We start from the raw sequence: 13363 nt of genomic DNA on the forward strand, positions 1-13363 counted from the left end.
CCCCCGCCCCGCTCGCCCCCGCGCAGCAGCGGCTGTGGCTGCTCGGCCGCGCCGAGCCCGGCAGCGCCGCCTACACCGTGCCCGTCGCGCTGCACCTGACCGGCGACCTCGACACCGCCGCGCTGGCCGCGGCCGTCACCGACGTCGCCACCCGGCACGAGGTCCTGCGCACCGCCTACCCCGACGGCGTCGCCGCCCTCGTGGAACCGCCCGTCCTCGAGCAGGTTCCGGGCACCGACCCGGCCGCCGCCGTCACCGAAGTGATCACCGCGCCGTTCGACCTCACCGCCGAGGCGCCGCTGCGGATCCGGCTGATCGAACTCGGCGCCCACGAATGGGTACTCGCCGCGGCCGTCCACCACATCGCGTTCGACGGCGCCTCCGTCGCGCCGCTGCTGACCGACCTGCAGCACGCCTACGCCGCCCGCCTCGCCGGTGCGGAACCGATCTTGTGGCCGCTGCCCGTGCGCTACCGCGACTACGCCCGCTGGCAACGCGACCTGCTCGGCGACCCCGCCGACCCGGACAGCCTCGCCGCCCGCCAACTCGACCACTGGGCAACGACTCTCGCGGGCCTGCCCGACACGCCGCTGCCGCTGCCCGCCGACCGGCCCCGGCCCGCGCGGCCCAGCCACCGCGGCGGCGCCGTCACCGCCCACCTCGACGCGGGCATCCACCGCCGCGTCCGCGACGTCGCGCGGGCCCACGACGCGACCGGCTTCATGGTGCTGCACGCGGCGCTCGCCGCGCTGCTCGCCCGCCGCAGCGGCCGCGCCGACATCGCCGTCGGCACCGCCGTCGCCGGGCGCGCCGACCCGCGCCTGCATGCCCTCGTCGGCATGTTCGTCGGCACCCTCACCCTGCGCGCCACCGTCGCCGGGGACGAGCCGTTCGGGGACCTGCTGCGCCGCATCCGCACCACCGACCTCGACGCCCTCGCACACGCGGACGTCCCGTTCGACCGGGTCGTCGCGCGGGTCGCCCCGGCCCGCGGCACCCACCATCCGCTGTTCCAGGTGCTGCTCGCCCACCGCACGGTGCCCGCGGGGGCGGACCTGCCGCAGCTGACCGGCCTGCGCGTGCGCGAATTCGACGCCGGCACCCCGGCCGCGCAGTTCGACCTCACCTGGGACGTCACCGAGCGCGACGGCGACGGCGGCATCGACGTGCGCCTCGTGTACGCCACCGACCTGTTCGACCCCGCCACCGCCGAGACGCTGCTCGACGACTACGTCGCGCTGCTCGGCGCCGCGCTCGCCGACCCCGGCGCCGCCGTCGGCGACCTCGCCGCCCCCGCCCCGGCGCCGCTGTCCGCGCCCGCCGCGGCGCCGCGCACGCTGCCGCAGCTCCTCGCCGCCGCCGCCCGCACCCACCCCGGCGCCATCGCCGTGCGCGCCGGGGCCGTCGCCTGGACCTACGCCGGGCTTGCCGCCCGCGCCGACGTCGTCGCCGGGGAACTGTGCGCGCGCGGCGTGTCCCGCGGCGACGTGGTCGCTGTGGCCGTGCCGCGGGGGGAATGCTGGCCGCTCGCGGTGTGGGCCGTCGCCCGGACCGGCGCGGCGTGGGTGTCCGTCGACCCGGCGCAGCCGCCCGCCCGCGTCGAGACCGTGCTGCGCGACAGCGGCGCGACCGTGGGGTTGACCGTGGCAGGTGCCGCACCGGTGGGGGTGGGCATCGACTGGGTGGACCTGACCGGCGAGTGGGAGGAGCGGGAAGTTCCTGTGCCGCAACCGTATCCCGACGATACCGCCTATCTGATCTATACGTCCGGGACCACCGGCACCCCCAAGGGCGTCGCCGTGCCGCATCGCGGCCTGACCGCCGTCGTCGACGCGCAGCGGCACGTCCTCGGCGTCGCGCCGGGCAGCCGGGTGCTGCACGCGGCGTCGCACACCTTCGACGCGTCGGTGTTCGAACTGCTCGCCGCCCACGCGCACGGCGCAACCCTCGTCGTCGCCCCCGACCACGTGTACGCCGGCGCGGCCCTGCAGCGGCTGATCGTCGACGAGCACGTCACCCACGTGGTCGCCACCCCCGCCGTCCTGGCCACCCTCGACCCGGACGCGCTGGGGCGCCCGGTCACCGTCCTGTCCGAGGGCGAGGCGCTCACCGCGCCCGTCGTCGAGCGCTGGCAGCGGCACCGCCTGCTCAACGGGTACGGACCCACCGAGTTCACGATCGCCGTGTCGTTCGGCGGCCCGTTCCGGCCCGGCGCCCGGCCCACCGTCGGCACGCCCGTCGCCGGCGCCACCGCGCACGTCCTCGACGCGCGCCTGCACCCCGTCCCGGCCGGGGTGGTCGGTGAGCTGTACGTGACCGGGGCGGGCCTGGCCCGCGGCTACCACGGCCGAAGCGGGCTCACCGCAACCAGATTCGTCGCCGACCCGCACGGCGCGCCGGGTGCGCGTCTGTACCGCACCGGCGACCTCGCGCGCGTCACCGCCGCCGGCGAACTCGACGTCCTCGGCCGCGTCGACGAGCAGCTCCAGCTGCACGGCATCCGCGTCGAGCCCGCCGAGATCGACGCGGTGCTCACCGCCGCCGACGGCGTGGAGGCCGCCGTCACCGTCGCCGTGTCCGGCCCCGCGGGCGAGACCGTCCTCGCGTCCTACGTGCAGGGCAGCGCCGACGCCGCCGCGCTGCGCACCCGCGCGGCCGCGCACCTGCCGCGTGCGCTGCGGCCCGCCGCGATCACCGTCGTCGCCGCGCTGCCGCTGCTGCCCTCCGGCAAGGTCGACCGCGCCGCGCTGCCCGAACCCGACTTCGCCTCGTGCGCAGGCAGGTTCGTGCCTCCCGGCGGGGCGACGGCCGAGGCGGTCGCCGCCGTGTTCGCCCGCCACCTCGGCCGGCCCCCCGGATCGGTGTCCGCCGACCTCGGGTTCTTCGACCTCGGCGGCACGTCGCTCGGGGCCGTCGCCGTCGCCGCCGACCTGCGTGCCGAACTCGGGCGCGACGTCCCGCTGGAATGGCTGCTCGCCGCACCCACCGTCGCCGACCTCGCCGACCGTATCGACCACGGCGGTGACGACTCCGATCCGCTCGCCACGCTCGTGCCGCTCGCGGGCGGCCCCGGCGGCGCCGCGCTGTTCTGCGTCCACCCGGTCAGCGGCATGTCGTGGTGCTACACCGGACTCGCGCCGCATCTGCCCGACGTCGCGCTGTACGGGCTGCAGGCCACCCGGCTCGCGCCGCTGCCGCGCACCGTCGCCGAGTTCGCCGCCCGCTACCTCGACCGGGTCCGCGCCGTCCAGCCGGACGGCCCCTACCACCTGCTGGGCTGGTCGCTCGGCGGCACCATCGCCCACGAGATGGCCGTGCAACTGCGCGAGGCGGGGGAGCAGGTGGCGTCGCTGATCCTGCTCGACACGCTCACCCCCGACACCCTCCCGGACGTCGCGGCGCTGCCCGACGAGCCCGTCGTCGAGCTCGAGGTGCCCGGCCTGCCGTCGACGTTCGTCGCCGAGATCCGGGAGCGGGCTCTGGCTGCGGGCGCCGCGCTGGAGGAGGCCGTCACCGCGCACACGCCGCGCGTCCTCGACGGCGACGCGCTGCTGTTCCGGGCCCGGCCCGGCGGGCAGAGCGGACCCGACCTCGCGGCGAGCTGGCGGCGTCACGTCCGCCGCGTCACCGAGCACGACGTGCCCTACCCGCACTCCGACCTGACCACCCCCGGCGCGCTGGCCCTGATCGGCCCCACGCTCGCCCGGCACCTGACCGCACGACAGTTTTCCGCGCCCGTAGGGTGCACCGACAGTGTCACAGCAACGAGGGAGACACCGTAATGGAAGTACACGACTACCTACGCATCCTGCAGGCGCGATGGAAGATCGTCGCCGTGACGACCGTGGTGGCGGTACTCGGTGCGCTCGGAGCGTCGCTGCTCACCACCCCGATCTACCAGGCGAGCACCCGGCTGTTCGTCTCCACCTCCTCCGGGGCCTCGGTCAACGAGATCTACCAGGGCAACCTGTTCTCGCAGCAGCGCGTCGCCTCCTACACCAAGTTGCTCACCGGCACCACGCTGGCGCAGCGCACCCTCGACCGGCTCGGCCTGTCCGACGTCACGCCGGCGCAGCTCGCCGGAAAGGTCACCGCGTCGTCCGCCCCGGACACCGTGCTCGTCGACGTCAAGGTCGACGACGAGTCGCCGGAGCGGGCCCGGGACCTCGCCAACGCCCTCTCCGACGAGTTCGTCGTCATGGCGCGCGAGCTCGAGACCCCCGAGAACGGCGGGGAGCCCACCGCGCGGGTCGTCGTCGAGCAGCACGCCGACACCCCGGCGACCCCGGTGTCGCCGAAGACGAAGCGCAACCTCGCGCTCGGCCTCGCCGTCGGCCTGCTCCTCGGCATCGCCCTCGCGGTGCTGCGCGACCGGCTCGACAACACGGTCAAGGACCGCAAGGCGGTCGAGGAGGTCGCCGGGACGGGCCTCGTCGGCACGGTCCCCCTCGACAAGGAACGGCAGGAGCACGCGGCGATCGACTTCCAGGAGTCGAACTCCGGCAGCGCGGAGGCGTACCGGGAGATGCGCACCAACCTCAAGTTCCTCGACGTCGACAACCCGCCGCGCGTCATCGTCGTCACCAGTGCCCTGCCGGCCGAGGGCAAGACCACCACGGCCATCAACACCGCGCTGGTGCTCGCGGAGGCCGGCCATTCCGTGGTGCTCGTCGAGGGCGACCTGCGCCGGCCGCGGGTGTCGAAGTACCTCGGGGTCGTCGGCGACGTCGGCTTCAGCACCGTGCTGTCGGGCCAGGCCGGTCTGGAGGACGTGCTGCAGCCCAGCCAGTACGAGGGACTGTGGGTGCTGGCCTCCGGGGCGCTGCCGCCCAACCCCAGCGAGCTGCTCGGCTCCGACACCGCCAAGCACGTCATCGACGATCTGCGGGGGCGCTTCGAGTACGTGATCATCGACGGCTCGCCGGTCCTGCCCGTCACCGACTCGGTGGTGCTCGCCGCGGCCACCGACGGCGCGCTGCTCATCGCTCGCCACGGCAAGACCACCCGCGAGCAGCTCGCCCGCGCGGTCGGCAACCTGGGCAGCGCCGGTGCGCACCTGCTCGGCACCATCATCACGATGACGCCGACCAAGGGCCGCGGCGCCTACGAGTACCGGTACTACTACGAGTCCGACGAGTCGGCGAAGAAGGCCCCGGCCGCGGCGTCGACGCCCGCCCCGACCGGGTCGGCGCCCGCGCAGCCGGGCCCGGCCGCGCAGCAGACCGGCGGACGCCGCTACCGCGAGGAGCAGAACCGGCCGGAACCGTACCGGCCGGAGCAGCCGCACCGGGGCGGGCCGGGCCACGACGACGCGCAGCCGGGACAGCACTACCGGGCCCCGCAGGCGTACACCGCCGACCCCGCCTACCGCGAGCAGGCGGTGCCGACGGCGGTGTCGCGGCCCGTCGCGCCGTCGCCCATGCAGGGCCCGCGCAACGGGTCAGTCGTGGAGCCGGGCGAGCAGCGGTAGCAGCAGATCGGCGATCTCGGTCCCGACGGCGACGAACGTGTCCTCGTCCAGACCGATCGGATCGGTGACCTCCTCCGGCCCGGGCGCGGGAAACTGTGCCCGGGCCGCGGCGAGGTCGGCGACGGTCTCGGCGCCGCTGAGCTGCTGCAGCCGCGCCGCCTCGCGCAGCGTGAACGTCCGCTGGAGCATCCGCGGAGCCGCCTGCAGCACGGCCCCTCGGTGCGACTCGGCCATCGTGATCACCAGGTCGGCGTCCTGGGCGATGTGCGGCGACAGGCGCCGGGCGACGAAACCGTCGGGCTCGCCGCCGAGCTGGCGCAGCACCAGCGCGGCCGTCGGCTCCATGGGCCGCCCGACCATGCCGCGGGTGCCGGCGCTGTGCGCGGACAACGCTCCCCGGCCCGTCTCCGTCGCGTATGCGGTGGTCAACAGCTCGGCGGTGGGGGATCGGCAGATGTTCCCGGTACAGACGTACAGAACCCGCATCGCTCGATCCTAGGCAGCGAACGGGTCGTTCGTCCGGTTGTGACGGCGTGTGTCCGATTCGCCGGGTAGGCGTGTCCGGACCGTTCGGTACCATCGGGCGGTCGGGATGCGCCGGGGGTGGATGTGCGGCGCAAAACACGATCAGAAGGCGGCTGATGAGTTCGGTTCTCGGGGTGACCGCAGGGACGAGTGCCGTCCGGATCGTTCGTCCGATCGATCCGGCCGCGCCCGCCGCGGGCTACCAGTTCCAGGTGGTGGAGACCAGGCAGGACGAACCGGCGCGGCTGGCGGCGCAGACCGTGGGTGTGCTCGTGCAGGCCGGCATCGCGGGCGACACCGTCGAGCGGGTGGGCCTGGTGTTCCGCGACGCCGCCGACGCCGAGCGGCTCCGCACCGCGATGGCCGAGCAGGGACTCGACCGCTACACCCTCGTCGGCGAGTCCGAGGCGGCCCTGGCCTATCTGCGGGCCACCGGCGAGCTCACCGGCGACGTCGCGGTGCTCTACGACCTCGGTGCCTCCGGGCTCACCGTCACCGTCGTCGACCGGACCACCGGCGCCGTGCACACCGAACGCACCAGGACGGTCTCCGGCCGCCTGTTCGACGAGGCCGTGCGCCTGCACCAGCTCGGCACGGACGGCGTGTGGCGACCCGACGACCCGGAGGACGAGGAGTTCGTCGCCCAGTGCCGCACGGCGAAGGAACAGCTGTCCGGCAGCGACGCCGTCGCAGTGCCGGGCACCGCCGGCGTGATCCTCATGTCCCTGGAGACCTTCGACCCGCTGATCACCCCGCTCGTGGAGGGCTCCGCGCGGTTCCTGCGCGACGTCGTGCACCGGTCCGGCGCCCGGCCCGAGACGATCGTCCTGCTCGGCGGCGGCGCCCACGTCCGGCTGGTGCGCCGGGTGCTCGAGACGTGGATGAAGCTGCCCGTCGTCGTGCCGCACGAACCTGAACTCGTCCTGGCCAAGGGCGGCGCCCTGCGCGCCGTCGCGGCGGGCCCCACCCCGTCGGCGATCACCGAACTGATCGTTCCGCCGGGGGCGACCGAACGCATCGTCCCGCCCCGCGGAGTGGTGCCCCAGCGCACCGAGCGGATCGCGCGGACCGAGACACCGGAACCGGCCGCGGCCGGACGGACCGGGACGCCGGAGAGGACCCCGGCGTGGAAGCGGACGGCGACCGCGCGCGGCCCGCACGTGTCGGGCCGCCAGATCAGTGGGGCCGGGCTGGCCGGCACCGCCCTGGGCGTGGTGGCCATGATCGGGCTGGCGCTGGGCGCACAGAACACCTTGGCCGGCGACGACGAGTCGGAGACCCGGCCGACCGAGGTGATCGTGACGACGCCCCCGCCGGCCCCGCAACCGGCGCCCGCCGTCGCGCCGGCGCCGGTGCCGACGACGACCACCGTGCCGCCGACCGAGGAGTCCACGACGGAGCGGGTGGTGCCGCCCCCGCCGGTGATCACCCCCGCGCCGCCGCCGCTGATTCCCGGGCTCAACATCCCGGTACCGACCCTGCCGCCGCTGCCGCCCCTGCCCACGATCGAAGTGCCGCCGGAGCTCCGGCTGCCGATCTGACGGACCCCTCCGCCGCCGGGGACCCTCGTGGCCGATGGCGCCCGGCGCGACGGGTTAGAGTACAGACGATGTTTTCGCCACAGAACACCCCGCTGTGCGACTCGGTCACGCTGGCCTATCGGCGCGTGCGCGCCGAGCCCGGTCAGCTGACCGTGCTGCGGCGGGCCCTGGAGCGCTGGCTCGACGCGGTGCACGTGCGCCCCGAGCTGACGCGCGACGTGCTGCTGGCCAGCTACGAGGCCCTCGCCAACGCTGTCGAGCATGCCTACCGCGACGGTTCGGCGGGCACTCTCGACCTCGAGGCGACGCTCATCCCGGGCGACCGGCAGGTCGAGGTCGCCATCATCGACCGCGGCAGCTGGCGCGCGAACGACACCGACCCGGGCACCAGTTCGCGTGGGCACGGTCTCACGCTGATCAAGTCCCTGGCGGACACGTCGACCGTGGCCCCCGCCGACACCGGGACCGTCGTCACCATGCGCTGGAGTATCTAGGCCCTGTTTCGAAAGCGGAGAATCGACGGGTCGTTCAGGCGTAGAGGCGGGCTTCTCGCGCCGAGACCGACCCCGGTCTCGGTCAGCCGAGGGGTTCGACCTCGCCGGGTTGCCACGTCCGGTCGAACCATGCCTGGAGTGGTCCATAGAGGCGCAGGATCAGGAACCAGGACTTCCCCGGGACCGTCTCGATCCAGTTCGACTCCCGGCCCGCCGGCGATGCGGGTCCGAAGTAGACGTCCACCGAGCCGTCTTCGTCGGCTGCGACCGTCCCGGTGTTGCTGCTGAGCGACGGGTACGGATTGTCGGTCTGCAGCAGAGAGCGGGACTGGCAGTCGTAGACGCACAACGACCAGAAGTCCTTGGCGGGAATGCCTGCGGGCAGGTGCATTCGGTAGGTGCGGCCCCCGTCCAGCCATTCGCCCTCGGCGTCCTCGGCGGTGTAGGCGTACTGCGAGCCCACTCCCACCATCGGGGTCGCCATCGCCGGCGTGACGACGGTGGCGACGTAGTGGAACAGCGTACGGGCATCCAGGAGGCGAACACCGTCGTGCAGGAACTCGGAGCTTCCGCCCACGAAGGCCGTCTTCCACGACGACACGTCCCGGCCGTAGATGTAGGACTGCGGGTCACGTGGCCGGTACGCGAGAGTGCGCGCAATCGCCGCACCGATCGGCGCCGCCTGAGACAGGATTGCGCGCATCCGCTGATCGGGAGCGAACGGCCGGCCCTTGATGATGCCGATCGCCGCCAGCTGACCGGCAAGCTCGGGATCGAGTGCGTCGACCGGTTCTTCCTGGACGATCTGGTCGACCTCTTCGTAGAACGAGAAGTCGTTCGAGTGGACGGTGTTGTACGGCACGCCGTCTGCTTTCACGAACCGCATCTCCGGCGGGTCACCGGCCTGGGCGAGCGGATAGATACGGGTCTGCTCGATGACATCGAGCCCGCCGAGGTTGCGGGCGAACAGGAAGTTGGTGAACGTGCGCGAGCGGGAGGTGAAGTAGCCCTCGGGGACCTCGCCCTGGTAGCCCGGCGGCAAGAACAGGTACTTCCCGCCCTGCCCCTTGTCGGGCCCGGCATTGCCCAGGTCGGCCACGTACCGGAACCAGAAGTCGTCGACCACGTCGAGCGACATCGGCGGGCACTCGATCACCGTCGGCCCGTCGGCCCGCAGGTCGAGCAAAGTGAACCCATAGGTCGTCTCGGTGTTGGCTGTCAGGAGGTAGGGCACCGAATCCATGCGCGGGCACACGGCCATGTCCCGCGACGTGTGGATTCCCAGCGACGGGAACGCGGCACGTGCGGCCGCGAGCGACGCGCCGGGAACCGCGTTCAGGAACACGTCGACGCCGCGCAGCAGGTCGAGACGATCCCAGCACAACGCCATCGTGTCCAGGTCCGGGACACCGTCGTCGAATCGGAATGTCCCCAGGTCCGTCTCGACGACATCAGGGATCCCCACCGCGCGACGGACCTCGTCAGAGCTCCCGCCGGAAGACCGAGCCGGCATGACCCCTCCTTCCCCGGCCGGCGCTCGGGAGCGGGTCGCCATGGTGCGCGACGTCTGTCGAGGGTCACCCGAGGAGCAGGCCGGGCAGTTGGCAGCTGCTGCGTCCTCTCTGCAAGATAAGGGCATCACACTGGATCCAGCAAGGCTGCTTCCGTGGACCCGGGGCGGCCAGAGACGTAGGCCCTGAATCGAACGGACGAAAAGCAAGTGCAATTGGGACCTGTGGCCCGTGGCCGAGCGATCCATTGCCTGGGGAACCGGCGAAGACGCGGCCGTCGCGATCGGTCGTCAAAAATGTCTGCCCAATTGTCTCAAGACACAAAGGAACACATTTGCAGAGCACTGGCGGCGGCGGTATTCGTCGACGGATACCGCAGTCGACGCCGATGGTTACCGGCGGCGGGGCAGCCGCACCACCTGGACGAAGAACTCGTCGATCTGCCGGACCGCCCCGATGAACTGGTCGAGGTCCACCGGCTTGGTGACGTACGCGTTGGCGTGCAGCCGATAGCTGCGCAGGATGTCCTCCTCGGCGGCCGAGGTGGTCAGCACCACGACCGGGATGTCGGACAGGTCCGGGTCGGACTTGATCTTCTCGAGGACCTGGCGCCCGTCGTACTTGGGCAGGTTGAGGTCGAGCAGGATCAGGTCGGGACGCGGCGCTCCGGTGTGGGCGCCGCGCTGGTACAGGAAGTCCAGCGCCTCCTCGCCGTCGCGGACCACGTGCAGCTCGTTGCCGATCTTGTTGTCCTCGAAGGCCTCGCGGGTCATCAGCTCGTCGCCCGGGTCGTCTTCGACCAGTAGGACGTCGATGGGCTCTGCGGGGGTCATGCGGGGGCTCCTTCGAGATCGGTGTCGGCCGGGGCGTGCTCTTCGGGTTCTGCCTCGGGCAGGGCGGGGACGGTGAAGCAGAACCGGGTGCCTCCGGTGTGCTCGGTGTCGATCCAGATCCTGCCACCGTGGTACTCGACGATCTTCTTGCACACCGCCAGGCCGATGCCGGTGCCGGTGTAGACGTCGCGGCCGTGGAGGCGCTGGAAGATGATGAACACCTTCTCGGCGAACTCCTTGTCGATGCCGATGCCGTTGTCCGTGACGCACAGCTGCCAGCTGCCGGCACCCGCCTGGTCACCGCCACCGTCGCCGTCGGCCCGCTCACACGTGATCCGCACGACGGGGGTGCGGTCCGGGTGGCGGAACTTGATCGCGTTACCCAGCAGATTCTGCCAGAGCATCGTCAGCAGGGTCGGATCGCCCGTGATCTCGGGGAGCTTCTCGGGCCGTTCGATGCGCGCCTCGGACTCGTCGACCGCGGCGGAAAGGTTGGTCAGTGCCTTGTCCAGCGGCTGATCCAGGTCGACGCGCACGTGGGCGTCGTTGACCCGGCCCACCCGGGAGAACGCCAGCAGGTCGTTGATGAGGACCTGCATGCGCTTGGCGCCGTCGACGGCGAACGCGATGTATTGGGCGCCCCGTTCGTCGAGTTTGTCGCCGTAGCGCTTCTCGAGCAGCTGGCAGAAGGAAGCGACCTTGCGCAGCGGTTCCTGCAGGTCGTGGGAGGCGACGTAGGCGAACTGCTCGAGCTCGGCGTTGGAGCGGCGCAGTTCCTCGGCCTGGGCGTCGAGGTCCGCCGTCTGGCTGGCGAGGCGCTGGTGCTGGGTGTGGGCGGCCGCCAGCGCGAACACGATGCGCCCGCGCATGCCTTCGACGTCCCGTGCCAGCGCCCGGATGTCCTTCGGGCCCTGGGGGCGGATGTGCTGATCGAAGTTGCCGTCCGCGATGACGCGCCGCGTCGCCGCGCGCAGGCTGACCAGCGGCATGGCGACGAGGTTGTGCACGAGGATCACCATGAGCAGGCCGGTGAGCAGGAAGCCCGCCACCATCGCCACGAGCACGGAGTTGCGGATCGTCCGGGCGTGCACGAGGTCGTCGTAGCCGTCCGCGCGGGCCTGGACGAGTTCGGCGTTCTGCGCCTCGAAGAGGGTGCGCATGGTGTCGAATGTGGAGCGGCCCCGCTCGGTGCTGCCGGGATCCGCGGGCTGGGGGACGCCGGGGACGACGCTCGCGACGAGGGGGTCGGCGTAGTCGGCGCGCCACGCGTCCGCTGCCGCCTCGATCTCGTCGACGTCGGCGAGCAGTTCCGGATGGCCGGCGGTGAACTCCCGCATCCGGTTCGCGGCCTCCTGCTCGACCCGCTTGCCCGTCAGGTACGGCTCGAGGAACTCGACGTCGCCGGTGGCGGCGTAGCCGCGGGCGCCGGTCTCCTGGTCCAGCAGCGCCGCCTGCAGCCGGTACGCCTCGGCGCGGGCCGGCTGGATCTGGTCGACCAGCTCGTCCGTGATCTGGGCGGTGCGCTGGATGAAGTATCCACCGACAACGGTGCCGACGACGACGAACACGGCGAGGACCGCGAAGGCGACCTGGAACCAGCTCTGGACCGTCAGCCGTGAGCGCACCCGCTCGACCTTGGGTTCGGGCATCGACGGGTCTCTCATGCCTGTTCCGTTACTTTCTCGCTCCAGCACACGTGCACCACGGCCACGTCGTCGCCGAGTCCCCCGTGACTTTCCGCCAGCGCCTCGGCCCGGTCGATCAGGGTGTCGACGAAATCCTCGGGCGCCAGGTGGCCCGCCTCGCGGGCCAGCCGCAGCAGGCCCTCCTCGCCGAGGCGTTCCCCGCCGTCGCCGATCCGGCCCTCGAACAGCCCGTCGGTGAACATCATGATGCCGCCGCCCTCCGGCAGTTCCAGCTCGTGCACGGGCCACGTCGAATCACCGGGCAGCAGTCCCAGGGCGGGTCCGCCGGGCGCCTCCACCCAGTCCACCCCCTGGGAACTGTGCAGCAGCAGACCCGGATGCCCGGCCCGCATCACCTGCACCCGGCGCCGGTCCGGCGACATGGCCAGGCTGGTGAGGGTGGCGAAGTGCCGCTCGTTCGCCCGTTCGGCGACCATGATCTTCTCGAGCTTCTGCAACTGCGCGACGCCGGTGACGCCGGTGACCACGAGGGTGCGCCAGGCGATCCGAAGGCTCACCCCGAGTGCCGCCTCGTCGGGACCGTGCCCGCAGACGTCGCCGATGAGCACGTGCACCGTGCCGTCCTCGGTCTGCACGACGTCGTAGAAGTCACCGCCGAGCAGGGACTGCTCGCGCCCGGGCCGGTAGCGGGCCACGACGTCCACGTCGCCCGTGCCGCGCAGCATCGGCGACGGCAGCAGGCCGCGTTCGAGGCGGGCGTTCTCCCGCGCCTGCAGCCGGCTGGCCTGCAACGCGACGGCGGCATGCTCGGCCTGCTTGCGCTGGATCGCATAGCGCACGGTCCGGCCGAACATGTCCGGCTCCACCCGTCCCTTGACGAGATAGTCCTGCGCGCCGGCGGTCACCGCCGCCAGCCCCGTCTGCTCCTCGGCGAGGCCGGTGAGCACCACGACCGGAACGCCGGCGGCGTACTGCTGCACCCGGGCCAGCGCGTCCATGCCCTGCGCGTCGGGTAGATGCAGGTCCAGCAGGATGCAGTCGGGCAGTCCGTCGGCCAGCTCCGCGCGAGCCGCGGCCATCGTCTGGACCCATTCCAGGCGCATGCCCTGCGCACTGTCCGCCACCAGTTCCTCGACGATGAGTGCGTCGCCGGCGTCGTCCTCGATCAGGAGGACCGACGGTTCCTCCCGGCCCCAGTCGGTGTCCAGGGCGACCGATGTACCTTTGCTGCTACTTCCTGGTGGTGCGCCGGCAGGCCCGTGCTGCTCGGAGAACATGGCCCCTGCCCTTCGATCTCGCGTGCCGTGATTCCGGTTCCCTCGCTCCGGACGACAACAGAGGAA

General features: G+C 72.5%; 9 protein-coding genes. 4 read left to right on the top strand and 5 right to left on the bottom strand.

Features of this window, described 5'->3' with window-relative positions:
• On the top strand, positions 1 to 3782 hold a 3782-nt coding region (locus G6038_RS22860), incomplete at its 5' end, for a non-ribosomal peptide synthetase (RefSeq protein WP_165040037.1).
• Positions 3782 to 5470: a polysaccharide biosynthesis tyrosine autokinase gene (locus G6038_RS22865; RefSeq protein WP_165040038.1), complete on the top strand. Its 1689-nt coding sequence runs from the start codon at positions 3782 to 3784 to the stop codon at positions 5468 to 5470. The genes G6038_RS22860 and G6038_RS22865, both read left to right, overlap by 1 nt.
• On the opposite strand, the gene G6038_RS22870 is transcribed toward G6038_RS22865, so the two are convergent.
• Positions 5441 to 5956: a protein tyrosine phosphatase gene (locus tag G6038_RS22870; RefSeq protein WP_165040039.1), complete on the bottom strand. Its 516-nt coding sequence runs from the start codon at positions 5954 to 5956 to the stop codon at positions 5441 to 5443. The genes G6038_RS22865 and G6038_RS22870 overlap by 30 nt on opposite strands.
• Positions 5957 to 6111: 155 nt before the next feature.
• Between G6038_RS22870 and G6038_RS22875 the strand changes: the two genes are divergently transcribed.
• Together G6038_RS22875 and G6038_RS22880 are read left to right on the top strand one after the other, a co-directional pair.
• Positions 6112 to 7536: an Hsp70 family protein gene (locus tag G6038_RS22875; RefSeq protein WP_165040040.1), complete on the top strand. Its 1425-nt coding sequence runs from the start codon at positions 6112 to 6114 to the stop codon at positions 7534 to 7536.
• Positions 7537 to 7604: 68 nt separating this feature from the next.
• A complete protein-coding gene (locus tag G6038_RS22880; protein ID WP_165040041.1) occupies positions 7605 to 8030 on the top strand; it encodes an ATP-binding protein in 426 nt (141 codons plus the stop codon).
• 82 nt (positions 8031 to 8112) lie between these two features.
• Here the strand turns inward: G6038_RS22880 and G6038_RS22885 are convergent, their stop codons facing one another.
• The 4 genes from G6038_RS22885 to G6038_RS22900 form a co-directional block, all read right to left on the bottom strand.
• Complete coding sequence (locus G6038_RS22885) at positions 8113 to 9495, bottom strand: DUF1254 domain-containing protein (RefSeq protein WP_165040042.1); 1383 nt, start codon at positions 9493 to 9495, stop codon at positions 8113 to 8115.
• A 438-nt stretch (positions 9496 to 9933) separates the two neighbouring features.
• A complete protein-coding gene (locus tag G6038_RS22890; RefSeq protein ID WP_100056882.1) occupies positions 9934 to 10374 on the bottom strand; it encodes a response regulator in 441 nt (146 codons plus the stop codon).
• Positions 10371 to 12038 (bottom strand): sensor histidine kinase, encoded by a 1668-nt coding sequence (locus tag G6038_RS22895; protein WP_240918673.1) that lies wholly within the window; start codon positions 12036 to 12038, stop codon positions 10371 to 10373. The genes G6038_RS22890 and G6038_RS22895 overlap by 4 nt, the downstream gene beginning before the upstream one ends.
• Positions 12035 to 13297 (bottom strand): fused response regulator/phosphatase, encoded by a 1263-nt coding sequence (locus G6038_RS22900; RefSeq protein WP_206025488.1) that lies wholly within the window; start codon positions 13295 to 13297, stop codon positions 12035 to 12037. Before G6038_RS22900 ends, G6038_RS22895 begins: the two co-directional genes overlap by 4 nt.
• Between the last annotated feature and the right edge of the window lie 66 nt (positions 13298 to 13363).

It is taken from the genome of Rhodococcus sp. 14C212 (genome assembly GCF_011058195.1).
In the GTDB taxonomy this organism is placed as follows: domain Bacteria; phylum Actinomycetota; class Actinomycetes; order Mycobacteriales; family Mycobacteriaceae; genus Rhodococcus; species Rhodococcus aetherivorans.